Origin of the sequence: Miltoncostaea marina (assembly GCF_018141525.1) — a bacterium.
Lineage (GTDB): Bacteria > Actinomycetota > Thermoleophilia > Miltoncostaeales > Miltoncostaeaceae > Miltoncostaea > Miltoncostaea marina.
The window spans coordinates 36,636-58,330 of record NZ_CP064655.1; the positions used below are offsets into that span (position 1 = coordinate 36,636).

Below are 21,695 nucleotides of genomic sequence, written 5' to 3' on the forward strand. Positions count from 1 at the left end.
CGGTGTCGCCGGGGGTCAGGCGGCCGGACCGTCCCCCCGCGGCGGCGCCTCGCGCACCGCGGCGATCCGCCAGGGCGCGTCGTCCGGCCCGTCCAGCGCGAGCGTCCACGTGCCGTCGAAGCGCACCCGCCGGTCGCGCGAGCCGGCGATCAGGGTGAGCGTGGCGCGATCCTCGATGTAGCGGACGCCCTCGATCCGCATCCGCACCGCGACCGTGGGCGGGACCGCGTCGGCGTCGACGTCGACCAGCGTCACCGACAGCACCTCGGGGGCGCGCACCACCAGGCGTCCGTCCGGCGCGGGCGCCGTGGGGTGGAGCAGGTCGGTGAGCAGGCCCGGCCGGGCGATGCGCGCGAAGGCGGCGTCGTCGCCGTCCACCGCCTCCGCCCATGCCGCGACGCCGCGCCGGACCGTGGCCTCGATCACGTCCGGGTCGAACCGCTGGTCGACGAGCGACAGGTCGCGCGCCCTCGCGAGGGCCGAGCGCGCGCCCTCGTCGTCGAGGTCCGCGTGCCCGACCCCGGCCGGCACGGCGTCCGCCACGGCGGCGGCGACCCGCTCGCGGTCGGTCATGCGGCGGTCCTCGCTGGGGTCGGCCTCGATCGGCGCGGCGAGGTGGTGCTCGCCCTCGGCGTCCTGCTCGATCGACAGCAGCACCCAGCGGCCGTCGCGCCGGCCGAGCGTCCAGTACTCCCGGAGGTGGGTCTCGCCGGCGGGGTTCCCGGTGTGGGGGATGCGCCGGCCGGCCCGGTCGACCACCACGTCGTCGAGCTCGGCCGACACGCGCACGACGACCCGGTCCTCGGCCTGGCCCGCGCGGTTGGTGATCCCGACGTACTCCACCTCGTGCTCGCGCACGCCGACCCTGTTGCGCCAGCCCTTCGCGGCGAAGTCCTCCAGGCGCAGGCGCCACTCGGCCATCAGGTCCGCGCCCACCATCGCCGCCAGCGCGTCGCGGTCGTCTCGGTCCCACGCGGCCTGGACCGCGGCGAACAGGGCGGCGGCCTCCGCCCGCACGCGGTCGGCGGCGAAGACGGGATCGTCCTCGGCCGCCACGAGCGAGCGGCGCTCGACGTCCTCGCGGCGCGCGCGGCGCCGCGCCGCGGTGGCGCGGTCGCGGGTGCGCGCGTAGGCCCGGCTCCAGGTCTTCGTGCGGCGCTCCTGCACCGCGCCCACCAGCAGCAGCACCGCGAACGCCCCGCCGGCCACCAGGTAGCCGCCGAGCCCGAACTCCGCTCCGCCGCCCGAGCCGCCACCACCGCCGCCGAAGCCGCCACCACCACCACCACCGAAGCCGCCGCTGCCGCCGCCGGCGGCGCCGAGCGCGGCCGGCGCGGACAGCGCCAGGGTCAGCAGGGCCGCGAGCGGGGCGCGCAGCCCGCTACGGGGCGAGCAGGGCCTCCGCGGCGCCACGGCAGGCGTCCAGGACCGGCGAAGCGAGCAGGGTGAGCGCGATGACCGCGACCGCCGAGCCGACTGTGGCCAGGCCAACCGGCCCCGGCACGGCGAACGTCCGGCGCGCGGCCCCGTCGAGGGGCGGCGCCCAGGTCACCCAGACCACCCGCAGGTAGTAGCCGAGGCTGATCATGCTGCCGACGGCGCCGACGATCGCCAGCCAGGTCAGGTCGGCCTCCACGGCCGAGCCGAACAGCAGGAACTTGCCCACGAACCCGGACAGCGGCGGGAAGCCGGCCAGCGAGAGCATGGCCACGGTCATCACCACGCCCAGCACGGGACGGGCGCGGCCGTAGCCGGTGAGCGCCGCCACCGTGTCGCCGTCCTCCACCTCGCGCTCCCGGATGATGACCACGGCGAAGGCCGCGAGGGTCATGGCCGCGTACGCGAGCAGGTAGTAGAGGGTGGCCTCGGCGCCGGCGATGCCGCCCGTGGCGACGCCGATCAGCAGGTAGCCGGCCTGGGCGATGCTCGAGTAGGCGAGCAGGCGCTTCATGTTCGACTGCACGAGCGCCGCGATGTTGCCGACCGCCATGCTCGCCACGGCGACGACCGCGATCACGACCGACCAGTCGTCCTGCAGGTCGGGCATCACGCCCGAGAAGACGCGCAGGAAGGCCGCCAGGGCCGCGGCCTTGACCGCGGTCGACATGAAGGCGGTGACGGTCGTCGGCGCGCCCTCGTAGACGTCGGGCGTCCACATGTGGAACGGCACGGCGGAGGCCTTGAACGCGAGGCCCGCGGCGATCAGCACCATCGCCGCCAGCACCAGCGGCTCGCCGGTGAACGAGGTCCCCTCGAGCTCGCGGCCGATGTCGGCGAGCCGGATCGAGCCGGTGGCGCCGAACAGCAGGGTGAGCCCGTAGAGCAGGATCGCCGCCCCGACGCTGCCGACGATGAGGTACTTGAGGCCGCTCTCCAGCGAGCGCTCGCGCCACACCTCGAGCGCGCAGAGCACGTACAGGGCCACCGAGAGGATCTCGATGCCCAGGAAGATCATGATCAGGTCGCCCGCGCCGGCCACGAGCATCATGCCGGTGGCCGAGATCAGGATCAGGCCGACGTACTCCCCGCGCCGGTCCACTGCGGCCGGCTCGCGCCAGGCGAGCAGGATCGTGACGGCCGCGGCCGCCAGGAAGAGGATGTTGAGCAGCAGGCTGAAGCGGTCGGCCCGCAGTCCGCCGCCGAGCGAGTCCTGGCGCTCGCCCCACAGCAGCAGCGACATGACGATCGCCGCGGTGATGCCGGCCATGCCGACGAGCGCGGGGCCGTGGCGGCGCGCGAGGCGACCGGGCCACAGTCCGGCGCCGAGGGCCAGCGTGGCCGCGCCCGCGGTGATCATGACCGGGGTCGCCGCGACGACGTTCAGCGCGCTCAGGGGGTCACCTCCGCCTCGTCGCCGGGCAGGGGCAGCGCCTCGGCCGGCGGGTTCTGGGCCGGCGTCGCCCGGATCTGGTCGGCCGGGCGGCCGGCGGCCACCTGGGCCGGCGCCACGGCGCGCTCGATGCTGCGGGTGGTGGCGTCCACGATGCCCCGCGGCCAGAGCGCGATGACCAGCATCGCCGCGACCAGCGGGAGCAGGATCGCCAGGTCGCGCCCGCGCAGCTCGGCGCGCCGCCCGTCGTCGGCGCCGCCGGGCACCGGGCCGTTCATCGTGGTCTGGTACATGCGCAGCATGTAGACGGCGGCGTAGGCGATGCCGAGGCAGGCGAGGGCCGCCAGCCAGACGTGCTGGCGGAAGACGCCGGTCAGGATGAGGAACTCGCCGGCGAAGGAGTTGGAGCCCGGGATCGCCAGGGAGGCCATCGCCACGATCAGGAAGACGCCCGCCAGGCGCGGCGCGCCGGCGGCGAGGCCGCCGAGCCCGTCCATGCGGTCGTCGGGCGCGACGCGGTTGATGACCGCAACCACGCCGAAGAGGGCGGCCACCACCACGCCGTGGTTGATCATCTGCAGCACGGCGCCCTGCGAGGCCTGGACGTCGATGGCCACGATCCCCAGGGCGATGAACCCCAGGTGGGCGACGCTCGAGTAGGCCACCAGCAGGCGCATCGTCGGCGCGCGCCAGGCGAGCAGCGAGCCGTAGACGATGCCCGCCACCGCGAGCGCGCCCAGCGGCACGGCGAGGCGGTGGGCGCCCTCCGGGAAGACCGGCAGGCCCACGCGGATGAAGCCGTAGACGCCGGCCTTGCTCATCACCGCGCCGAGCAGCGCGGTCACGAGGATCGGGGCGGCCACGTAGGTGCGCGGCAGCCAGGCGTGGAACGGCCACAGCGGCAGCTTGATGGCGAAGGCGAGCGCGAAGCCGAGGAACAGCCAGGTGCTCTGGGTGTCGGTGAACGCGACGCCCTCGAGGTCGCGGATGAGGAAGGTGAACTGCCCGGTCGCGTCGCGGGCGACGAACGCCGTGGCGATGATCGCGACCAGCATCAGGAGGCTGCCGACCATCGTGTAGATCACGAAGGTCGCGGTGGCCCGCCGCCGCCCCTCGCCGCCCCACATGGCGATGAGGAAGAAGAACGGGACGAGCATCGCCTCCCAGAAGACGTAGAAGAGCACCAGGTGGCCGGCGGCGAACAGGCCCAGCAGCCCGGTCTCGGCCAGGAGCAGCAGCGCCAGGAAGCCGCGCGGGCGCTCCGGCAGGCGCCAGCAGGCCGCGCCGACGCCGAGCGCGAACAGCGCCGAGGTGAGCACGATCAGCCACAGCGAGATGCCGTCGACGCCGACGTCCCAGGACAGGCCGACCTGCTCGGCCCACCCGGCGTGGTCGATGTGCTGCAGGCCGGCGACGTCCTGGTCGAACTCCACGACGAGGACGACCGTGAGCACGAGGGTGCCGAGCGCGGCGACCAGCGCGTGGATGCGCGCCTGCACCGCGCCGGCGCCGCCGGGCGGCACGGCCAGCAGCGACAGGGCGCCGACGAGCGGCAGCAGGACGATGGCGGAGACCCAGGGCATCAGCGCACCGCCACCGCGAGCACCGCGCCGAGCACCGCGACGCCCGCCACCATCGCGAAGGCGTAGGAGCGCACGAGGCCGCTCTGCAGCACGGAGAGCCCGCGGGCCGTCCCGATCAGGCTGCGCACCGTGCCCTCCACGGCGCCCTGCACGCCGACGCGCTCGACGTCGCGCGTGAGCGTGTCGCCCAGGTCGCGCCCGGGCTGCACGACGGCCTCCTCGAAGACCTCGTCGAAGCGGTACTGGTCGGCCAGCAGGCCGCGCAGGGCCGGGGCCGGCAGCAGGCGGGTGCGCCGCGCCGGGTCGGCCACGAACACCCACCAGGCGAGGGCGATGCCGGCCGCGGCGAGCAGCACGCTCACCACGCTCACCACGACCTCGCCGGTGACGCTCGGCTCGAGGCCCGGGTCGGCGAGCAGGGCCGGCTCGAGCCAGCCGTCGAGCGGGTGCCAGGCGCCGGGCACCTGCAGCAGGCCGCCGACGGCCGCGAGCACCGCCAGCACCACCACCGGCGCCGACATCACCCACGAGGGCGCGTGCGGGGCGTGCGCGTAGCCGCCCTGCGGCTCGGGGCCCCAGAAGGCCCGGAAGAGCAGGCGGAACATGTAGAACGCGGTCAGGCCGGCGCCCACGAGGCCGACGATCGCCAGCACCACGCCGAGCGGCCCGGCGTCGAGCGCGGTGGCGAGGATCTCGTCCTTCGAGAAGAAGCCCGAGAAGGGCGGGATGCCGGCGATCGCGAGGCACCCGACCAGCACGGCCACGTGGGTCAGGCGCAGGTGGCGGCGCAGGCCGCCCATCCGGTCGAGGCTCTGCTCGCCGGCCAGCGCGTGGATGGCGATGCCGACGGCCAGGAAGAGCAGCGCCTTGAAGAAGGCGTGCGTCAGGAAGTGGAACATCGACGACCCGTACGCGCCGAGCCCCGCGCCCATGATCATGTAGCCGATCTGGCTGACGGTGCTCCAGGCGAGCACGCGCTTGATGTCCTCCTGCACCAGGGCGATGGTCGCGGCGACGAAGAGGGTCAGCGCGCCGACGATCGCCACCAGGTCGCCGGCGTACGGCGCGAGCTCGTAGAGCACGTTGCTGCGCACGATCATGTAGACGCCGGCGGTCACCATCGTCGCCGCGTGGATCAGGGCGCTGACCGGGGTCGGGCCCTCCATGGCGTCGGGCAGCCAGGTGTGCAGCGGGATCTGGGCGCTCTTGGCCGCGGCGCCGACGAACAGCAGCAGCGCGACGGCCTCCGCCACGCCCGTGCCCTGGCCGAGGCCCTCCGGCGCGGCGGCGAAGACGCCGGCGTAGTCCAGCGTGCCCAGCTCGCGCACCAGCAGGAAGGCGGCGAGGATCATCCCGATGTCGCCGATCACGTTGATCACGAACGCCTTCTTGGCGGCCGCGACGGCGCTCGGGCGGTCGTGGTAGTAGCCGATGAGCAGGTACGAGGCGAGGCCCACGAGGCCCCAGCCCACGATGAGGAAGAAGAAGTTGGCCGCCTCGACCAGGAGCAGCATCGCGAAGAGGAAGAAGTTCATCTCCGCGAAGAAGCGGCGGTAGTCGCGGTCGTGCTCCATGTACTCGGCCGAGTAGAGGACGATCAGCGAGCCGACGCCGGTCACCACCAGCATCATCAGCACCGACAGCGGGTCGACGAGCAGCGCCAGGTCGATGTCGAGGCCGTCGGAGCGCACCCAGCCCCACAGGGTGGTGACGTGGTCGCGGTCCCCGGCGTCGCGGCCGAGCAGGATGCCGAAGATCACCAGCGTCAGCGCGAAGCCGATCGCCGGCAGGCCGACGCCCACGACGCGGGTGACGCGGCGGTCGGGCTCGCCCGGCCACAGCGACAGCACCAGGCAGGCGAGCAGGGGCAGGCCCAGCACGAGCCACGCGAGCACGGAGATGGTCAGGGTGCCGCCCTCAGCCCTTCATCGACGACAGCTGATCGAGGTCCAGCGCCAGGCGCTGGCGGAACACCGCCACCACGAGCCCGAGGCCGATCACGACCTCCGCCGCGGCGACGACCATGACCACGAGCGCGAAGACGTGCCCGTCGGTGGTGTCCCAGTACCGGCTGAACCCCACGAGCGCGAGGTTGGCCGAGTTGAGCATCAGCTCGACGGCCAGCAGCAGCAGCAAGGGGTTGCGCCGGATCATCACGCCGAGCAGCCCGAGCAGGAACAGGGCGCCCGACACGGCGAGGTAGAGCGCGAGGGGCACGCCCTCCACGGTGGCCTGCATCATCGGCCGCCCTCCGCCCGGATCGCGCGCTTGGCGAGCATCACGGCGCCCACCGCCGCCACGAGCAGCGCCAGCGAGGTGGCCTCGAAGGCGACGATGTTGTCGTCGATGAACGAGCGGCCGATCGCCTCGGGGCTGCCGATGTCGCCCGTCGGGCGCGGGTCGTCGCGCATGCCGGGCAGGTCGGTCGTGGCGAGCACGACGACGCCCTGGATGCCCAGGCCGATCACCGCGAGCCAGGCGAACGCCTGGTAGCGCACGAGCCGGTCGCCGGGCTCCACCTGCGGCCGCTCGCCGAGGTAGGCGATCACGAACAGGAAGAGCACCACGATGGCGCCCGCGTAGACGATCACCTGGATCGCCGCGACGAACGGGGCCATCAGCAGCACGAACATCACGGCCACCGACAGCAGCGTCCCGATGAGGGCCACGGTGGCCCGGAACGGCGCCTTCTGGGTGATCACGAGGATCCCGCAGGCGATGGCGGAGGCGGCCGCGACGGTGAAGACGATGCGCTCACCCACGGCGGACCACCCTAGTGGACTGGGGCGACACGCTCAGGGCGCCTCGCGCAGCGGCACGGGCTTGGGGTGCGGCTCGAGCAGCATGTCCTTCGTGTAGAGCAGCTCCTGGCGGGAGCGCTCCGACAGCTCGTACTCGTGCTCGAGGGTGATGGCGTCGAACGGGCACGCCACCTCGCAGTAGCCGCAGAAGATGCAGCGCGCCATGTTGATCTCGTAGATGCGGGCGTAGCGCTCGCCGGCCGACACGCGGTGCTCGGGCGTGTTCTCCTCGGCCACCACGCGGATGCAGTCGGCCGGGCAGGCGGCCACGCACAGCTCGCAGCCGACGCACTTCTCCAGGCCGTTGTCGTGCCGCCACAGCCGGTGGCGGCCCCGCCAGCGCGGGAACACCGGCGTCTTGCGCTCCGGGTAGCCGATCGTCTCCGGCTTGGTGAGCATGTGCCGGAAGGTGACCGCGAAGCCCTTCAGCTGGTCGTCGAGTCCCATGGGTCGTCGATCTCCGTCAGTTCGCGAATCCGAGCGCCACGACGATGGCCGTCACGACGAGGTTCAGGGTCGCCAGCGGCAGCAGCACCTTCCAGCCGAGCTGCATCAGCCGGTCGTAGCGCAGGCGGGGCAGCGTGGCGCGCAGCCAGATGAAGCCGAACAGCAGCACGCCGACCTTGATGGCGAGCCACACCCAGCCCCACAGGAACGGGCCGGAGAAGCCGCCCAGGAAGAGCGTCGCCCCCAGCGCCGAGATGATGATCATGTTGATGTACTCGGCCAGGAAGAACATCGCGAACTTCAGGCCGCCGTACTCGGTGTGGTAGCCGGCCACGAGCTCCGACTCCGCCTCGGGCAGGTCGAACGGCGCGCGGTTGGTCTCGGCCACTGCGGCGACCAGGAAGATCGCGAAGCCCACCGGCTGGGCCAGCACGTACCAGAAGGTGTCCCGCTGGGCGTTGACGATGTCCACCAGCGAGAGGCTCTGGGCCATCATCACCACGCCGACGATGGACAGGCCCATCGCCACCTCGTACGAGACGAGCTGGGCGGCGGTGCGGGCGGCCCCGAGCAGGCTGTACTTGTTGCCGCTCGCCCAGCCGCCCAGGATGAGGCCGTAGAAGCCCAGCCCGGAGAGGGCGAACAGGAACAGCACGCCGATGTCGAGGTCGGCGCCCACCAGGGCCACGTCGTGGCCGAACACCTCGATGGGGTCGCCGTACGGGATCACGGCCACCGCGGCCACGGCGGCGAACGCCGAGATCATGGGTGCGAGCTGGAAGAGGATCCGGTTGGCCCCCTGGGGGACGAAGTCCTCCTTGAAGATCAGCTTCACCACGTCGGCGAGCGGCTGCAGGTAGCCGACCGGGCCGGTGCGGTTGGGGCCGTAGCGCACCTGGAAGCGGCCGATCAGCTTGCGCTCCCAGAGCATCACGTAGGCGAAGACGGTCACGAGGATGAAGACGACGACCGCCGCCTTCACCAGCATGACGAGGAACGGCTCGTCGATCACCCGACGACCTCGATCTCGACCCGCACCGGGCCGCGGTCGGCCGGCAGCAGGCGCTCGACGCCCGCCTCCGGGACCCCGGTGGTGGCGAAGGCGGCCCCCGCCGGGTGCGCCGGGTCGAGCCGCACCGGCAGCGCGCACTCGCCGAACGGCGAGCGCAGGCGGGCCCGCGCGCCGTCGGCCAGGCCCAGGCGGGCGCCCTCGGCCGGGTTGAGCACCAGCTCGGCGCCGGTGCGCACCCACGCGAGCGCCTCGGCGCGGTATGCGTCGGCCCCGCCGAACATGCGGGTGGTCGTCACGAGCGGCAGGCCGGTGCCGGCGGGCTCGCGGGGGCCGTTGACACCGTTGGGCGAGACCGGTGCGACGCCGGCCACCGGCGCGCCGAGCACGCCGAGCGCGTCGTAGTCAAGCCCCGCGAGCGCCGGCCGCGCGGCGGCGGCCGCGGCGAAGGTCGCGGCGGCCGTCCGGTACGGCGGCGGGGCGCCCAGTCGGTGCATGAGGGCGATGAGGATCTCCCAGCCGGGGGCGGAGGCCTCCGGGCCGGCCGTGACCGGGCGCAGGCGCTGGGCCCGCCCGTTCATCGAGACGTAGACGCCCTCGGTCTCGTAGTGCGTCGAGGCCGGGATCGTGACGGTCGAGCTCTCGGTGAGCGTGGAGGCGAACGAGGCGATCGCCACCCGCGCCCGCACGCGGCCGAGGGCCCAGCCCCACTCGGGGCCGCCGGGGCCGTCGAGCGGGTCGGCGTGGATCGTCAGCAGGGTGTCGATCTCGCCCCGGCGGGCCGCGTCGAGCACCTCGGTGGCGCCCATGCCCAGCGCGCGCAGGCCGGCGCCGTTGACGTCGAGCCCCAGCTCGATCTGGCGGGCCCCGCGCTCGCCGGCCAGGCGGGCCAGCGCGCCCGCGGCGTCCGGCTCGGCGGCCAGGTCGGCCTCGTCCCACAGCACGATCATCCGCTCGGCGGCCGGCAGCTCGAGCGCCTCGAGCGCGGCGGCCAGGCGGCCCGGCTCGCTGCGCACGGCCGTGCCGAGCCCCTCGAGGCCGTGCGGCCGGGGGCCCACGGTGACCACGGTCGCCCCGCGGCGGCGCGCCTTGCGCACCCGCAGCTCCACGATGCCCTGCTGCTCGCCCGGGTCGCCGCCGACGACCACCACCAGGTCGGCGCCGTCGATGTCGCCGAGCTGGGCGGCGGGCTGGGAGCGGATCGCCTCGAGGCCGGCGCCCGGGATGCCGAGGCGCTGCACGAGGGCGCCGGGCAGCGCGGCGCGTGCCAGCTCCTGGGCGAGGAAGCCCTCCTCCACGGTCGCCCGCGGGCCGACGAGGATCCCCACCTTCCCGCCCCGGCCCAGCACGAGCGCCGCGGCGTCGACCGCCTCGTCGAGCTGCGCCTCCTTCACGCGGCCCTCGTCGCGGATCGCCGGCGCGCGCAGGCGGTCCGGGCCGTCGTTGCCCGCGTACGCGAAGCGGCACAGGTCCGACAGCCAGCCCTCCTCGACCGCGTAGTTCGGGTCGGGCCGCCCGGTGACGCGCTGCACGGCCCCCTCGCGCTCGGTGAGCTCCACGTTGCAGCCGCAGGGGCAGTGGCCGCACACCGACGGGGTGTTGCGGATGTCCCAGGGGCGGGCGCGGAAGCGGTACGGGATGGAGGTGAGCGCCCCCACCGGGCACAGGTCGATGACGTTGCCGGTGAAGCGCCCCACGTACTGGTCGCCGGTCAGCGTGGCCACCACCGAGCCCGCGCCGCGGTCCTCCATCACCAGCAGCTTGTCCTCGGCCACGTCCTGGCTGAAGCGCACGCAGCGCCAGCACTGGATGCAGCGCTCGCGGTCGATCGCGATCAGCGACGACAGGTCGAGGGGCTTCGGGAAGTGGCGCTTTGGCTCGACGAAGCGGGTTTTGCCGGGACCGAAGCGGAAGGTGCGGTCCTGCAGCGGGCACTCGCCGCCCTTGTCGCACACCGGGCAGTCCAGCGGGTGGTTCTCGAGCAGGAACTCGAGCACGCCGTCCTGGCCGTCCTTCGCAAGCTCCGAGGTGGTCCGCACCACCATGTCCGGCTGCACGGGGGTGCTGCAGGCGGTCTGCAGGCCGCGCATGCCCTCGACCTCCACGAGGCACATGCGGCACGCGCCCACGGGCGGCCCGAGGCGCGGCTCGTAGCAGAAGATCGGCACCTCGACGCCGTGCGCGAACGCGGCATCGACCAGCATCGTCCCGGCCGGCGCGGTCACCTTGCGGCCGTTGAGCTCGAACTCGACCTGGCCCTCGGCGGTCAGGTCGACGGGCGCGTAGTCAGCCACCGACGGCCACCTCCATCATCGGCTCGGGTCGCGGCTCGCCGCCGTTCTCGATCGAGCGCACGAACTCGTCGCGGAAGCGCCGGATCGCGCTGCGCACCGGCAGGATGCCGGTGTCGGCCAGGGCGCAGAGCACCCGGCCGCCCATGCGGCCGGCGAGCGACTCGATCAGCTCGAGGTCCTCCATGCGGCCCTCGCCGTCGACGATCCGCTGCAGGATCTTGTCGAGCCAGATCATGCCCTCGCGGCACGGCGTGCACTTGCCGCACGACTCGTGGCGGTAGAACCTCGCCAGCCGCAGGGTCGAGTGCACGATGGAGCCGGAGTCGTCCATCACGATGCAGCCGGCCGAGCCCAGCGAGCTGCCGGCCTCGGCCAGCGCCTCGTAGTCGAGCGGGGTGTCGAGGGCCTCCTCGCCCACCACGTTGACGCTCGAGCCGCCCACCCAGGCCGCCTTGAAGCGGCGCCCGGGGCGGAGGCCGCCCGCGATGTCGAAGATCAGCTCCCGCAGCGTGGTGTCGTGCAGCACGATCTCGTAGTTGCCGGGCCGCATCACGTGGCCCGAGATCGAGAACACCTTCGTGCCCGTGCTCTTCTCGGTGCCCATCGAGGCGTACCAGTCGGGGCCGTGCTCGATGATCGGCGGCAGCGCCGAGAGCGTCTCGACGTTGTTGATGAGCGTCGGCGACGCGTAGAGCCCGGCGACCGCCGGGAAGGGCGGCTTGAGGCGCGGCTGGCCGCGCTTGCCCTCGAGGCTCTCGAGCAGCGCCGTCTCCTCGCCGCAGATGTAGGCGCCGGCGCCGCGGTAGAGCGTGATGTCGAACGCGAAGCCCGACCCGAGCACGCTGTCGCCCAGCATGCCGGCCGCGCGCGCCTGGGCGATCGCGGCGTCGAGCACGCGCGCCTGGTGCTCGTACTCGCCGCGGATGTAGATGTAGCCGCGCACCGCGCCGATCGCGTAGCCGGCGATCGTGATCCCCTCCAGCAGCTGGAAGGGGTTGGTCTCGATCAGCTCGCGGTCCTTGAACGTGCCGGGCTCGCTCTCGTCCGCGTTGCAGACGACGTACGCCGGCAGCGGCGAGTCCTTGGGGATGAAGCTGGCCTTGCGCCCCATGGGGAAGCCGGCGCCGCCGCGCCCGCGCAGGCCCGAGCGCACGAACGCGTAGACGGCCTCGTCGCGGTCCATGGTGGTCAGCACGGTGCGGAGCGACTCGTAGCCGCCGGCCCGCCGGTAGTCCGACAGGTCCGTGAGCGGCCCACCCGCCTCGCGTTGGCGGTAGATGACGTTGCGCTGGGGCATCCCTTATCTCCAGAGACGCTCGGGGCGGGGGCTGGAGCGCAGCTCCTCGAGCAGGGCGTCCGCGTCGTCGAGGCTGAGCGGGCCGCGCGTCTCCTCGGCGTCCACCTGCACGCACGGGGCGCGGTCGCAGTAGCCCAGGCACTGGACCTCCTGCACGGTGATGCGGCCGTCCTCGCTGGTGCCGCCGTCGTGGGGCAGGCCCTCGCGCTCGCAGACGTGCTCGAGCAGTTCGTCGGCGCCGCGCAGCATGCACGACAGCGTCACGCACACCGACACCACCCGCTCGCCGGTGGGGCGCAGGTAGAGGCGGTCGTAGAACGAGGCCACGCTCTCGACGTAGGCGGCCGAGAAGCCGGTCGCCTCGCCGACCGCCTCGAGGTCCTCGCGGGTGAGGTGGCCCTTCTCGGTCTGGGCGAACTTCAGCGCCGGCAGGATCAGCGACCGCGCCTCGGCGAACTCGTGCCGGATCGGGTCGATGTGGGCGCGGATCTCCTCGACGGTCATCGGTCGACACCGCCCATCACGTCGTCCGTCATCGGTCGACACCGCCCATCACGTTGTCCAGCGACCCGATCATCGTGATCAGGTCGGCCAGGTACGAGCCGCGGGCCATCGGCCGCAGCGCCTGCAGGTTGACGAAGGAGGGGTCGCGCATGTGCACGCGGCGCGGCTTCGGCGAGCCGTCGGCCACCACGTAGCAGCCGAGCTCGCCGCGCGGGCTCTCCACGCTGTAGTAGGCCTCGCCCTCGGGCACGCGGAAGCCCTCCGTGACCAGCTTGAAGTGGTGGATCAGCGCCTCCATCGAGGTCGCGAGCTCGCCGCGCGGCGGCAGCACCACCTTGCGGTCGTCGGCGATGTGGCCGCCCTCGGGCATGCCGTCCAGCGCCTGGCCGATGATCCGCACCGACTCGCGCATCTCGCGGATGCGCACCGTGTAGCGGTCGTAGGCGTCGCCGCGGGTGCCGAGCGGCACGTTGAAGTCGAAGTGCTCGTAGCCCGAGTACGGCGTGGTCTTGCGCAGGTCGAGGTCGACGCCGGCCGCGCGCAGCGCCGGGCCGGTCACGCCGAGATCGATGAGCTGCTCGGCCGGCAGCACGCCCACGTTCTTCGTGCGGTCCACCCAGATCGGGTTCTCGGTGAGCAGGCCCTCGTACTCGTCGATGCGCGCCGGCATCTCGTCGATGAACGCGCGCAGCCGCTGCTCGAAGCCGGGCGGCATGTCGTCCGAGCACCCGCCGACCTGGAAGTAGCGGTAGTTCATCCGCTCGCCCGAGATCATCTCGCACAGGTCGAGGGCCTTCTCGCGCTCGCGGTAGGTGTAGAACATCACCGTCAGCGCGCCGAGCTCGAGGCCGCTCGTGCCGAGCCAGACCAGGTGGCTCGCGATGCGGTTGAGCTCGCTCATGATCACGCGGATGTACTCGGCGCGCTCGGGGATCTCGAGCTCCAGCAGCCGCTCGACCGCCGCCGTGTAGGCGTGGATGTTGAAGAACGACGCCAGGTAGTCCATCCGCGTGACGAGCGTGATGGCCTGCCAGTACATCTTGTTCTCGCACTGCTTCTCGATGCCGGTGTGCAGGTAGCCGATCACCGGGTGGATGTCGCGGATCACCTCGCCGTCGAGCTCGGTGATCAGGCGCAGCACGCCGTGGGTCGAGGGGTGCTGCGGGCCGAGGTTGATGATCATCGGCTGGCGCGAGCCGGGCCGCGACTCGTGGGCCGCCTCCAGGGTGGCGACGGCCTCCTGCGGCGTCATGGCCTCGGCGCCGGCGATCGCCCGCTCGGTGTCGGTGAGCGGGCGCCCCTCCTTCTCGGCCAGGATGTGGGCCTCGCGCGCCTCCTCGGCGATCGGCAGGCCGCCCCCGCGCTCGACGCTGGTCATCGGGCGCCCTCCGTCCGGCTACACCGCATCGGTGAACTGCACCTCCTCGCCGCCGAGCGGGTAGTCCCGCCGCAGCGGGTGCCCCTCCCAGTCGAGCGGCATCATGATGCGGGTCAGGTCCGGGTGGTTGCGGAACCGCACCCCGAACAGGTCGTAGACCTCCCGCTCGTGCCAGTTGGCCGTGGGCCAGACGCTCGTCACCGACTCCACCTCGGGCGCGTCGGCGCCGGCCCACACGCGCAGGCGCAGGCGGTTGCCGCTCGCGAGCGACAGCAGGTGGTACGCCACCCGGAAGCGGCCGGGCCGCTCGGGGAAGTCGGCGCAGGTCACGTCCGACAGCAGGGCGAACGACAGCGGCGGCCCCTTCAGGAAGCGCGCCACCTCGAGCAGGCGCTCCTTGGCGACCCCGATCGTGAGCTCGCCGGCGTGCAGCACCTCCTCGGTGACCGAGCCGCGCACCGCGGCCTCGATCGTGGCGGCGACCTCGCTCACCGGCCCGCGGGCTCCCGCCGGCCCTCGCGGCGCAGGTCGGCCGAGCTCTTCAGGCCCTTCGAGCCCACGGTGTTGTGCAGCACGAGGATGCCCTCGATGAGGCTCTCCGGCCGCGGCGGGCAGCCGGGCACGTAGACGTCGACCGGCACCACCTTGTCGACGCCCTGCACCAGCGCGTAGTTGTTGAAGACGCCGCCGGTCGAGGCGCAGGCGCCCATCGAGATCACCCACTTGGGCTCGAGCATCTGGTCGTAGATGCGCCGCAGCACCGGGGCCATCTTCTGGGCGACCCGCCCCGACACGATCATCAGGTCGGCCTGGCGCGGCGAGGCGCGGAACACCTCGGCGCCGAAGCGGGCGATGTCATAGCGCGGCGTGGCCGTGTGCATCATCTCGATCGCGCAGCAGGCCAGGCCGAAGGTGGCCGGCCACATGGAGCTGGAGCGCGCCCACGAGAGCGCCTTGTCGAGCGTCGTCAGCAGCAGGCTCTTCTCGAACTCGCGCTCCTCGGCCTCGCGCAGGTCGCGGTCGATCTGCGGGTCGGTCCGCGGCGCGCGCTCGATCGGGCTGCCGGGCGGTGGGATCAGCGCCATTCGAGCGCCCCCTTCTTCCAGATGTAGACGAGCGCCTCGATCACCGTGAAGACGAAGACGAGCAGCACCACCAGCCCCAGCAGGCCGTCGTCGCGCAGCGTGACGGCGACCGGGTAGAGGAAGGCCAGCTCGATGTCGAAGACGATGAACAGCATCGCCGTGAGGTAGAAGTCGATCGAGAACCGCTGGCGCACCGGCGCCGCCGGCAGGATGCCGCTCTCGTACGGCAGCGCCTTCATCGGGTTGGGCCGCGGGCGCACCAGCTTGCTCAGCGCGAAGATCGCGCCGGCCACGGCGAGGCCGGCAGCGAAATAGATCAGGATCGGCAGGTAGTCGGAGAGCTCCACGCGCCTCTCGGACGTCGGGCCGGCCTCGAATGGCGCGGCCGGCGGGGGTTCCGGGGCTGCACGCTAGCAACGGGCCCCCTCGGGTCGCGACAATGTGACGATCGCAACGGTCCGTATCTGCCCCGGGGCCGGCCGGACCACGCATCGGCGGCCGGTGTAGCGTGGCGGGTCGTGGACCGCCTGGAGTACTTCGCGCGCCTCGTGGAGGAGGACCCCTCGGTGGCCCGGGCGCGCTTCGCCTACGCCAACGAGCTGCTGCACGCCGAGCGCTGGGAGGAGGCCGTGCGCGAGCTGCGGGCCTACCTCGAGCTGGCCGAGGACGAGGGCAACGCCTGGGGCCGGCTCGCCGAGGCGCTGACGGCGCTCGGGCGCATCGACGAGGCCGCCGACGCCTACCTGGCGGGCATCGACCAGAGCCTCAAGCACGGCCACACCGGCATGGCGGACGACTTCGGGGCCGCGCTCGACGCCCTGTGAGCGCGGCCGCCCGCGTGCGCGCGGCGTACGCCTTCCGGCCCCGCGGGGCGCTGCGCATGTGGCAGCGCAACGCCACGGTGGGCCGCTCCACCCTCCTCACCACGCTCACGCCGCGCTTCCTCGAGGCGATCGCCTACCTGGCGATCATGGGCCTCGGCCTCGGCACGTACCTCACCACCGTGGAGGGCGTGGACTACGTCGACTTCATCGCCCCCGGGGTCGCCGCCTCCACCGTGATGTTCGGGGCGATCATCGAGACCACCTACAACTCGTTCGTCCGCATCCACGTCCGCAAGGTGGTGGAGGCCGTCGTGACCACGCCGCTGTCGCTCGCCGACGTGGTGGTGGGCGAGTACCTCTGGGCGGCCACCCGGGCGGTCGTCTACGGGGTGGTGTTCCTCGTGGTCATGGCCGCCTTCGGCCTGGTGCACACGCCGATGGCGCTGCTGCTGCCGCCGGTGTTCGCGATCGGGGCCCTCACGTTCGCGGTGCTCGGGATGATGTACACGAGCCTCGTCTCGAACATCGAGCACTTCAACATCCTCTTCACCGGCCTGCTGACGCCGATGTTCCTGTTCGGCGGCGTCTTCTTCCCGTTCTCCGGGCTGCCCGACTGGGCACAGGCGGTGGGCTGGTGCCTGCCGCTGTCGCACCTCGTGGCCGCCACCCGCGACCTCACGCTGGGCGGCGCCGACGCGGCCACCCTCGCCCACGTGGGCGCGCTGCTCGCGGTGCTGCTGGCCGTGTTCCCCTGGCCCGCCGCCCGCCTCAGGCGGACCCTGCTCCGCTGACGCGCCGGGCGCGCAGCCGCCAGGCGGCGCGCCAGCCCAGCAGCAGCAGGCCCAGCACGATCGCGGTCACCACCACGAACGAGGGCGCGGTGCCCCGGTCCCAGGCCAGGTTGCGCAGCGCCATGCCCACCACGAGGGCGCCGGCCCAGACGGCCGCGCCCGCCGCGGGGTCGAGCGGCCGCCGCCAGGCCCGCCCGAGCGCCCACCCGGCGGCGCCCCCGATGAGGAAGGGCGCCGCCGTGGCGAGCGTCCCGCCGAGGGCCGACCCCTCGTCGTGGCTGGCCCGCCCCATCGCCGCGAACGCCACGATGCACGCGGCGTCGGCGACGGCTGCGAGGCGGGCGGTCACGCACCCAGGGTAGCCGCCGCCGCTACGCGCCGGTCTCGCCCACCGGCTCCAGCTCGATCGTCTCCGGCGGCCCGGCGAGGCCGGCCTCCGCCATGATGCGCCGCGTCTCCGGGTCCTCCATGAAGCGCCGGTAGTCCTCCGCGGACCACTCGAAGAGCACGACGATCTCGGTCGGCCGGTCGACGTCCCGGAACACGCGCGCTCCGGCCGAGCCGTGCGCGCGCCGGTGGTCGGCGCCGGCCTTCGTGAACGTCGCCCAGAACCGGTCGAAGTCGCCGATCGTCACCCGTGCCAGGAGCATCTCGCCGAACCCCCTCACCAGCCGCGGGGCCGCGAGCCTACGACCGCGGCGGGCGGCGGGCCAGCGGGAGGGGCGACCGGCGCCGCCCGCCGGCGCGCGGGCCGGCGGGCGGACGGGCGACCGGGACCGTCAGACGGTCGCGGGGGCCGACGCGCCGACGCGCGCGACGCCCGTGCGCTCGGCCGCCGCGCGCACCGCCGCGGCGACGTTCGGCACCAGGCGGGCGCTGAAGATCGAGGGCACCACGTTGACCGGCGACAGCTCCGCGTCCTCGGCCGCGGTGGCGGCGATCGCCTGCGCGGCGGCCAGGGTCATCTCCTGGGTGACCTCCGTCGCGCGGCAGTCGAGCGCGCCGCGCCAGATGCCCGGCGAGGCCAGGCCCGAGTTGATCTGGTTCGGCACGTCCGGGCGGCCGGTCGCGTAGACCCGGGCGACGCCGGCGGCGTCGGCGGGCAGCAGCTCGGGGTCGGGCATCGCCAGGGCGAGCACCACCGGGTCGGCCGCCATCGCGCGCACGTCGTCGGCCGACAGGATGCCGGGCGCCGAGAGGCCCACGAACGCGTCGGCGCCGCGCACCAGCTCGCGGACCCCGCCGGTGCGGCGCTCGGGGTTGGTGTGCTCCGCGATCCAGGCCAGGCCCTCGTCGTCGGTGCCCTCGCGGCCCGCGTGGACGGCCCCGCGGCTGTCGCAGGCGATCACCGAGCCGACGCCGGCGGCGACCAGCAGGCGCACCACCGCCTGCCCGCCCGGGCCGAGGCCCGCGACGACGACGGTCGCGTCGGCCGGCGCGGTGCCGGCCACCGTCAGGCCGTTGGTCAGCGCGGCGAGCACGGCCGCGGCGGTGCCCTCCTGGTCCTCGTGGAAGACGGGCACGTCCACCCGCTCGGCGATCAGCCGCTGCACCTCGAAGCAGCGCGGCGCGGCGATGTCCGAGAGGTGGATCCCCGCGAACACGGAGGAGATCAGCACCACGGCCTCGGCGATCTCGGCCGGGTCGCGCAGGTCCACCGGCAGCGGGAAGGCGTCGATGCCGGCCAGCTTCTGCAGCAGCGCGGCCTTGCCCTCGAGCGCGGGCAGCGAGGCGATGGCGCCGAGGTCCCCCTGGCCCACCACCGAGCTGCCGTCGCTCACGACCATGACGCTGTTGCCCTTGATCGTGTAGTCCCAGGCCGCGTCGGGGTCGTCGTGGATCGCCATGCAGACGCGCGCGACGCCGGGGGTGTAGGCCATCGAGAGGTCGTCGCGGGTCGCCACCGGCACCCGGTTGCGCATGCCGATCTTGCCGCCCGCGTGCGACATGAAGACGCGGTCGATGGTCGACTCCACCACGACGCCCTCGACGGCCTCCACCGCGCGGCTGATCGTGGCGGCGTGCGCCTCGTCGCGGGCGTAGACCGTGATGTCGCGGGTGATCGCGTCCGTCGTCGAGCGCGCGATGTCGACCCCGCCCACCTGGCCGCCGGCCTCGCCGATCGCGGCCATCACGCGGCCGAGCATCCCTACGCGCGCCGGGATGGCGGCGCGGATGGTCAGCGAGTAGTTGGCGTTCGACATGCGATCGGGCCTCTGTTCCGGGATCGGGCTGAGCCGGGAATGCTATCCCGCGGCGCGCGCGCGCGGCGCGCCGGGGGTCGCGGCCATCAGGCCGTCGACCGCCGCGTCGAGGCCGTCGACCGACAGCTCGTGCATGGGGAAGAGCGACGCGACGGCCGCGAGCGTCGGCGCGCCGTGGACGTGGGCCCACCAGCTGCGGGGCACCGGGTTGAGCCAGGCGCGGGCCGGGAAGCGGCCGGCGAGGCGCCCCAGCCAGGTCCAGCCCGGCTCGTCGTTGCGCTGCCCGTAGTCGATCGCCCCGCCGGCCATCGTCAGCTCGCTGGGGGCCATGCAGGCGTCGCCCACCACCACGAGCTTGTGCGCGGGCGTCGTGCGGGCGAGCAGCTCGAGGGTGGGCTCGGCGCGCGAGGGCAGCATGCGGGCGGTCTCGTAGAGCCGGTCGTAGACGCAGTTGTGGAAGTAGCGCACGGTCAGCTCGCGGAAGCGCGCCGCGCCGTGCACCGCCGAGAAGAGCCGGTCGACCAGCGCGGCGTGCTCGTCCATGGAGCCGCCCACGTCCAGCAGCAGCACCACCCGCACCGCGTTGCGCCGGGGCCGGCGGTGCACCAGCCGCAGCGAGCCGCCGGCGTCGGCGGTCGCGTCGATCGTCCCCTCCAGGTCGAGCTCGGTGGCCGGGCCCTCCAGGCGGCTGGTCAGGCGGCGCAGGCGGCGCAGGGCCACGCCCATCTCGCGCACGCCGAGCGTCTCGTCGGTGCGGTGCTCGCGGAAGCGCCGCTCCGCGGCGACCTGGGCGGCGGTGCGGTGCCGCCCCGCCCCGCCGATCCGCACGCCGCCCGGGTGCCACCCGCCGTGGCCGAGCGGCGACGTGCCGCCGGTGCCGATGTGCCGGGAGCCGCCGTGGTGGGCCTCGCGCTGCTCGCGCATGCGCTCCTCCAGCCGCCGCCGCAGGGCCTCGAGGTCGACGCGCGACATCGCCCGCTCCAGGGCGGCGCGCTGCTCGGCGGTCGGCTCGAGCGGCCGCGGGTGGCCGGCCAGCCACTCCCACACGCGGTCGGCGATCGCGTCGTCGGCCGGCTCGAGGCCCGACAGGTACTCGGCGAAGGCCAGGTCGTAGTCGTCGTAGTGGCGCTCCGACTTCACCAGCAGCGCCCGGGCGAGCAGGTAGAAGCGCGACAGGCTCGAGTCGGCCAGGCCGCGCGCCAGCGCGTCCTGCAGCCCCAGCCACTCGTCCATCGCCACCGGCACGCCGCGGGCGCGCAGGGCGTGGAAGAGCCCCTCGAACACCCCGGCTCCGGCGCTACCCGGCCCGGGCGCGCACGGCGAGGTGGCGGCGGGCCATCTCGACGTCCTGCGGCGTCTTCAGCACGACGCCGAGGAAGGGCAGCTCGGCCACCACCCGCTCGGCGGGCACGCCGGCCACCACCAGCGCCTGCACCCAGTCGATCAGCTCGCTCGTGGTGGGCCGCTTCTGCAGCCCCTCGAACGAACGCAGCAGGTAGAAGGCCTCCAGCGCGCCGCCCAGCTGCGCGTCCTCCAGGTCCGGGTGGTGCACCCGCACGATCCGCTCCATCTCGTCCGGGTCGGGGAACGCGATGTAGTGGAAGACGCACCGGCGCAGGAAGGCGTCGGGCAGCTCCTTCTCGGCGTTGGAGGTCACGATCACCACCGGCCGGTGGGCCGCCGCGATCGTCTGGCCGGTCTCCGGGATGTGGAAGCTCATGCGGTCGAGCTCCCAGAGCAGGTCGTTGGGGAACTCGAGGTCGGCCTTGTCGATCTCGTCGATCAGCAGCACGGTGCGCCGCGGCGCGGCGAAGGCCTCGCCCAGGCGCCCCAGCCGGATGTAGCGGGCGATGTCCGCCGGGTCGCCGTCGCCGAACTGGCTGTCGTAGAGGCGCTGGACGGTGTCGTAGACGTAGAGCCCGTCCTGGGCGCGTGTGGTGGACTTGACCCCCCACACCAGCAGCTCCATGCCGAGCGACTCCGCGACCGCCTCGGCCAGCAGCGTCTTGCCCGTGCCCGGCTCGCCGCGCACCAGCAGCGGCCGCTCGAGCGCCAGCGCCACATCGACCGAGGCCCGGAGCTCGTCGTTCGCGATGTAGCCGGCGGTGCCCCCGAACCTCACCGGCGCGCGCGCCGCACCACGGTGCTGCCCACGCCGGCCAGCACGAGCGCGCCGGCGAGCCCGGTCAGGGCCAGCAGCGGCCACGGCGGCTGGTCGCCCGGCGCCTGCGGCTCCGGCAGCTCCAGGCCCGAGGCGCCGCCGGCGCCCGAGGGCCCGTCGTCGGACAGGCCGAGGATGTCGCGGTCGAACACGCGCTGCACGGCGCGCTCGAAGTCGCGGTAGGCGGCGTCGCCGCCGGTGCGCTCCAGCGCCGCGCGCAGCTCGCCCGCGCTGTACGCGCCGTCGATGCTGCGGTCCTGGGCGTAGTCGAGGAAGACGCGGTCGACGTCGCTGGCCGCCGACTGGGCGGTCGCGGCCCCCGCGCCGCAGGCCGCGAGGGCCAGGGCGAGCAGGCAGAGCCGCAGGATCCGGGACACGGAGCTCACCGGGGGAGGGTAGTCGCGATGCGGCCCCCGGGGCAACACGGGGCGCGCGGAGCTCACAGATCGCTCACGTGCGCGGGGCGTCGCGCGGCGGCGGCCGGTGT

At 73.8% G+C, this 21,695-nt stretch carries 23 protein-coding genes; 2 read left to right on the forward strand and 21 right to left on the reverse strand.

Translation table 11 applies throughout. The features are described from left to right. Positions 1 to 15: 15 nt before the first annotated feature. From ITJ85_RS00170 to ITJ85_RS00240, 15 genes are all read right to left on the reverse strand, one after another. Positions 16 to 1,413, reverse strand: coding sequence for a TIM44-like domain-containing protein (locus tag ITJ85_RS00170; protein ID WP_217914335.1), 1,398 nt, complete (start codon positions 1,411 to 1,413; stop codon positions 16 to 18). Continuing rightward, positions 1,382 to 2,797 (reverse strand): NADH-quinone oxidoreductase subunit N, encoded by a 1,416-nt coding sequence (locus ITJ85_RS00175; protein ID WP_217914336.1) that lies wholly within the window; start codon positions 2,795 to 2,797, stop codon positions 1,382 to 1,384. Before ITJ85_RS00175 ends, ITJ85_RS00170 begins: the two co-directional genes overlap by 32 nt. A 32-nt stretch (positions 2,798 to 2,829) precedes the next feature. Further along, positions 2,830 to 4,413, reverse strand: coding sequence for a complex I subunit 4 family protein (locus ITJ85_RS00180; RefSeq protein ID WP_217914337.1), 1,584 nt, complete (start codon positions 4,411 to 4,413; stop codon positions 2,830 to 2,832). Next, the gene (gene nuoL, locus ITJ85_RS00185) at positions 4,413 to 6,308 is read right to left on the reverse strand and encodes an NADH-quinone oxidoreductase subunit L (RefSeq protein ID WP_217914338.1); all 1,896 of its coding nucleotides are present in this window, start codon (positions 6,306 to 6,308) and stop codon (positions 4,413 to 4,415) included. Before nuoL ends, ITJ85_RS00180 begins: the two co-directional genes overlap by 1 nt. A 22-nt stretch (positions 6,309 to 6,330) precedes the next feature. Next, positions 6,331 to 6,654 carry an NADH-quinone oxidoreductase subunit NuoK gene (gene nuoK / locus ITJ85_RS00190; RefSeq protein WP_246496298.1) on the reverse strand — a complete coding sequence of 108 codons (324 nt, stop codon included), beginning with the start codon at positions 6,652 to 6,654 and terminating at the stop codon, positions 6,331 to 6,333. Continuing rightward, positions 6,651 to 7,175: an NADH-quinone oxidoreductase subunit J family protein gene (locus ITJ85_RS00195; RefSeq protein WP_217914339.1), complete on the reverse strand. Its 525-nt coding sequence runs from the start codon at positions 7,173 to 7,175 to the stop codon at positions 6,651 to 6,653. Before ITJ85_RS00195 ends, nuoK begins: the two co-directional genes overlap by 4 nt. A 33-nt stretch (positions 7,176 to 7,208) precedes the next feature. Further along, positions 7,209 to 7,661, reverse strand: a complete 453-nt coding sequence (gene nuoI, locus ITJ85_RS00200; RefSeq protein ID WP_217914340.1) for an NADH-quinone oxidoreductase subunit NuoI — start codon at positions 7,659 to 7,661, stop codon at positions 7,209 to 7,211. 16 nt (positions 7,662 to 7,677) lie between these two features. Beyond that, positions 7,678 to 8,649, reverse strand: coding sequence for an NADH-quinone oxidoreductase subunit NuoH (nuoH, locus tag ITJ85_RS00205; RefSeq protein ID WP_343233043.1), 972 nt, complete (start codon positions 8,647 to 8,649; stop codon positions 7,678 to 7,680). A 20-nt stretch (positions 8,650 to 8,669) separates the two neighbouring features. After that, on the reverse strand, positions 8,670 to 10,964 hold the full coding sequence (locus tag ITJ85_RS00210; RefSeq protein WP_217914342.1) for an NADH-quinone oxidoreductase subunit G: 2,295 nt from the start codon (positions 10,962 to 10,964) through the stop codon (positions 8,670 to 8,672). Next, a complete protein-coding gene (gene nuoF / locus ITJ85_RS00215; protein WP_217914343.1) occupies positions 10,957 to 12,261 on the reverse strand; it encodes an NADH-quinone oxidoreductase subunit NuoF in 1,305 nt (434 codons plus the stop codon). The genes ITJ85_RS00210 and nuoF overlap by 8 nt, the downstream gene beginning before the upstream one ends. Before the next feature lie 3 nt (positions 12,262 to 12,264). Continuing rightward, positions 12,265 to 12,765: an NADH-quinone oxidoreductase subunit NuoE family protein gene (locus tag ITJ85_RS00220; RefSeq protein ID WP_217914344.1), complete on the reverse strand. Its 501-nt coding sequence runs from the start codon at positions 12,763 to 12,765 to the stop codon at positions 12,265 to 12,267. Positions 12,766 to 12,793: 28 nt separating this feature from the next. After that, complete coding sequence (nuoD, locus tag ITJ85_RS00225) at positions 12,794 to 14,017, reverse strand: NADH dehydrogenase (quinone) subunit D (RefSeq protein ID WP_425517128.1); 1,224 nt, start codon at positions 14,015 to 14,017, stop codon at positions 12,794 to 12,796. Between the two features lie 144 nt (positions 14,018 to 14,161). Next, on the reverse strand, positions 14,162 to 14,635 hold the full coding sequence (locus ITJ85_RS00230) for an NADH-quinone oxidoreductase subunit C (RefSeq protein WP_217914346.1): 474 nt from the start codon (positions 14,633 to 14,635) through the stop codon (positions 14,162 to 14,164). Continuing rightward, the gene (locus tag ITJ85_RS00235) at positions 14,632 to 15,228 is read right to left on the reverse strand and encodes an NADH-quinone oxidoreductase subunit B (protein ID WP_217914347.1); all 597 of its coding nucleotides are present in this window, start codon (positions 15,226 to 15,228) and stop codon (positions 14,632 to 14,634) included. The genes ITJ85_RS00230 and ITJ85_RS00235 overlap by 4 nt, the downstream gene beginning before the upstream one ends. Then, complete coding sequence (locus ITJ85_RS00240; RefSeq protein ID WP_217914348.1) at positions 15,219 to 15,575, reverse strand: NADH-quinone oxidoreductase subunit A; 357 nt, start codon at positions 15,573 to 15,575, stop codon at positions 15,219 to 15,221. Before ITJ85_RS00240 ends, ITJ85_RS00235 begins: the two co-directional genes overlap by 10 nt. Positions 15,576 to 15,746: 171 nt before the next feature. Here ITJ85_RS00240 and ITJ85_RS00245 point away from each other — a divergent pair, with 171 nt between their 5' ends. Both ITJ85_RS00245 and ITJ85_RS00250 read left to right on the forward strand, forming a co-directional pair. Further along, the gene (locus tag ITJ85_RS00245; RefSeq protein WP_217914349.1) at positions 15,747 to 16,052 is read left to right on the forward strand and encodes a tetratricopeptide repeat protein; all 306 of its coding nucleotides are present in this window, start codon (positions 15,747 to 15,749) and stop codon (positions 16,050 to 16,052) included. Beyond that, positions 16,049 to 16,843 carry an ABC transporter permease gene (locus tag ITJ85_RS00250; protein WP_217914350.1) on the forward strand — a complete coding sequence of 265 codons (795 nt, stop codon included), beginning with the start codon at positions 16,049 to 16,051 and terminating at the stop codon, positions 16,841 to 16,843. The genes ITJ85_RS00245 and ITJ85_RS00250 overlap by 4 nt, the downstream gene beginning before the upstream one ends. Here ITJ85_RS00250 and ITJ85_RS00255 read toward each other — a convergent pair. The 6 genes from ITJ85_RS00255 to ITJ85_RS00280 all read right to left on the reverse strand — a co-directional run bounded on the left by ITJ85_RS00255 (position 16,821) and on the right by ITJ85_RS00280 (position 21,594). Continuing rightward, on the reverse strand, positions 16,821 to 17,192 hold the full coding sequence (locus tag ITJ85_RS00255; RefSeq protein WP_217914351.1) for a DUF3054 domain-containing protein: 372 nt from the start codon (positions 17,190 to 17,192) through the stop codon (positions 16,821 to 16,823). The two genes, ITJ85_RS00250 and ITJ85_RS00255, sit on opposite strands and share 23 nt — an antisense overlap. Before the next feature lie 22 nt (positions 17,193 to 17,214). Then, a complete protein-coding gene (locus ITJ85_RS00260) occupies positions 17,215 to 17,493 on the reverse strand; it encodes a hypothetical protein (RefSeq protein WP_217914352.1) in 279 nt (92 codons plus the stop codon). A 129-nt stretch (positions 17,494 to 17,622) separates the two neighbouring features. Further along, the gene (locus tag ITJ85_RS00265) at positions 17,623 to 19,047 is read right to left on the reverse strand and encodes an NAD-dependent malic enzyme (protein ID WP_217914353.1); all 1,425 of its coding nucleotides are present in this window, start codon (positions 19,045 to 19,047) and stop codon (positions 17,623 to 17,625) included. Positions 19,048 to 19,089: 42 nt separating this feature from the next. Next, positions 19,090 to 20,331, reverse strand: a complete 1,242-nt coding sequence (locus tag ITJ85_RS00270) for a VWA domain-containing protein (protein ID WP_217914354.1) — start codon at positions 20,329 to 20,331, stop codon at positions 19,090 to 19,092. 13 nt (positions 20,332 to 20,344) lie between these two features. Continuing rightward, the gene (locus ITJ85_RS00275) at positions 20,345 to 21,169 is read right to left on the reverse strand and encodes an AAA family ATPase (RefSeq protein WP_217914355.1); all 825 of its coding nucleotides are present in this window, start codon (positions 21,167 to 21,169) and stop codon (positions 20,345 to 20,347) included. After that, entirely contained in the window at positions 21,166 to 21,594 is a 429-nt protein-coding gene (locus ITJ85_RS00280) for a hypothetical protein (RefSeq protein WP_217914356.1), read from the reverse strand. Before ITJ85_RS00280 ends, ITJ85_RS00275 begins: the two co-directional genes overlap by 4 nt. Positions 21,595 to 21,695 lie beyond the last annotated feature (101 nt).

What these genes read in the sequence shown, in the direction of transcription:
- nuoD (WP_425517128.1), bottom strand. Translation starts at nt 14,017, where the DNA reads ATGACGCCGCAGGAGGCCGTCGCCACCCTGGAGGCGGCCCACGAGTCG.
- nuoF (WP_217914343.1), bottom strand. Translation starts at nt 12,261, where the DNA reads ATGCCCCAGCGCAACGTCATCTACCGCCAACGCGAGGCGGGTGGGCCG.
- ITJ85_RS00220 (WP_217914344.1), bottom strand. Translation starts at nt 12,765, where the DNA reads ATGACCGTCGAGGAGATCCGCGCCCACATCGACCCGATCCGGCACGAG.
- nuoH (WP_343233043.1), bottom strand. Translation starts at nt 8,649, where the DNA reads ATGCTGGTGAAGGCGGCGGTCGTCGTCTTCATCCTCGTGACCGTCTTC.
- ITJ85_RS00180 (WP_217914337.1), bottom strand. Translation starts at nt 4,413, where the DNA reads ATGCCCTGGGTCTCCGCCATCGTCCTGCTGCCGCTCGTCGGCGCCCTG.
- ITJ85_RS00265 (WP_217914353.1), bottom strand. Translation starts at nt 19,047, where the DNA reads ATGTCGAACGCCAACTACTCGCTGACCATCCGCGCCGCCATCCCGGCG.
- ITJ85_RS00235 (WP_217914347.1), bottom strand. Translation starts at nt 15,228, where the DNA reads ATGGCGCTGATCCCACCGCCCGGCAGCCCGATCGAGCGCGCGCCGCGG.
- ITJ85_RS00175 (WP_217914336.1), bottom strand. Translation starts at nt 2,797, where the DNA reads ATGATCACCGCGGGCGCGGCCACGCTGGCCCTCGGCGCCGGACTGTGG.
- nuoK (WP_246496298.1), bottom strand. Translation starts at nt 6,654, where the DNA reads ATGATGCAGGCCACCGTGGAGGGCGTGCCCCTCGCGCTCTACCTCGCC.
- ITJ85_RS00260 (WP_217914352.1), bottom strand. Translation starts at nt 17,493, where the DNA reads ATGCTCCTGGCACGGGTGACGATCGGCGACTTCGACCGGTTCTGGGCG.
- nuoI (WP_217914340.1), bottom strand. Translation starts at nt 7,661, where the DNA reads ATGGGACTCGACGACCAGCTGAAGGGCTTCGCGGTCACCTTCCGGCAC.